This window comes from Siphonobacter sp. BAB-5405, from assembly GCF_002872335.1.
Taxonomy (GTDB): Bacteria; Bacteroidota; Bacteroidia; order Cytophagales; family Spirosomataceae; genus Siphonobacter.
Window position 1 is genome coordinate 1 of the sequence record NZ_NJAG01000165.1, and the last position, 1,029, is coordinate 1,029.

Sequence of the window (1,029 nt, forward strand, 5' to 3'; positions counted from 1 at the left end):
CGGTCGGGCCGTCACGCGTGACACGCCGTTATTTAGCCAGCCCGATGCGAACGGGGGCACCGATCACGCCGCTCACGTAGCCGCAACGATGGTTGCGCGGGCATCAATGCGGATGCGAAAGGGATGGCTCATCAGGCCCGGATTGACTGCTACGAAGTTCAAAGCGATGAAAAGGTGGAAATGAATACGGCCGCCGCCGCAGGCATGCTGGTTTCCAATCACTCCTACGGCCCCAAATTCGCCAAAGATTCCATTGCCCTCGGCGTGTACACGAGCGAATGCCGGGAGTTCGATCAGATTGCTTATGGCAACAAATACTACCTTCAGTTTCACGCCGCTGGTAATGACCGGGACGAAAGCGAGGGCATCAAATATGATATTCTGATTGGCAGTGCCAATGCCAAAACATCGTCGCCATCGGGGCGGTAAAGATTCTGGCGAACGGCTACAAAGATTCTTCCAGTGTCGAAATCGCTGATTTCAGTAGTTTCGGACCTACCGATGACGGCCGGGTAAAACCCGATCTGGTAGCTCCGGGCGTAAGTATTAACTCGGCTTCCTCTCAGGGAGACAATTTGTACAAAGTTTCCAGCGGTACATCCATGGCTAGTCCGGGTGCGGCGGCTTCCCTGTTCCTACTCCAGCAACATCACAAAAATGTCAAAGGTGGTGTGTTTATGAAAGCGGCCACACTCAAAGGGTTAGGCATCCACACCGCCGACGAAACGGGTTCGGCTGCGGGCCCCGACTACTCCTTCGGCTGGGGCCTGATTAATATGGAAAGAGCGATCCAGGTGATTAATAATCCGGACCTGAAAAGCGTCATGGAAGAGGCCGTACTGGGCAATGGAGCAACTTACCGAAAAGAAATCAAAACCGGAGGCGGACCGTTTAAGGCAACCCTATGCTGGACGGACCCCGCGGGTACGCCCGTTGCCCCCGTTCAGCGGGATAACCGGACGCCGATGCTCGTCAATGACCTTGACYTCGTCTGATCAACGCAGCCGATCATTCAGTGGTGGGTGTTTT

The 1,029-nt window shown here is 54.9% G+C and carries 2 protein-coding genes; both read left to right on the plus strand.

The genetic code is table 11. The features are described 5' to 3' along the window. The first annotated feature begins 123 nt into the window (after positions 1-123). Positions 124-429, plus strand: a complete 306-nt coding sequence (locus BWI97_RS26805; RefSeq protein ID WP_102203472.1) for a hypothetical protein — start codon at positions 124-126, stop codon at positions 427-429. Between the two features lie 5 nt (positions 430-434). Next, the gene (locus BWI97_RS26810) at positions 435-995 is read left to right on the plus strand and encodes a S8 family serine peptidase (RefSeq protein ID WP_233208090.1); all 561 of its coding nucleotides are present in this window, start codon (positions 435-437) and stop codon (positions 993-995) included. Positions 996-1,029 lie beyond the last annotated feature (34 nt).

Coding starts and splice junctions, on each gene's coding strand:
- BWI97_RS26805 (WP_102203472.1), top strand. CDS start 124: ATGGCTCATCAGGCCCGGATTGACTGCTACGAAGTTCAAAGCGATGAA.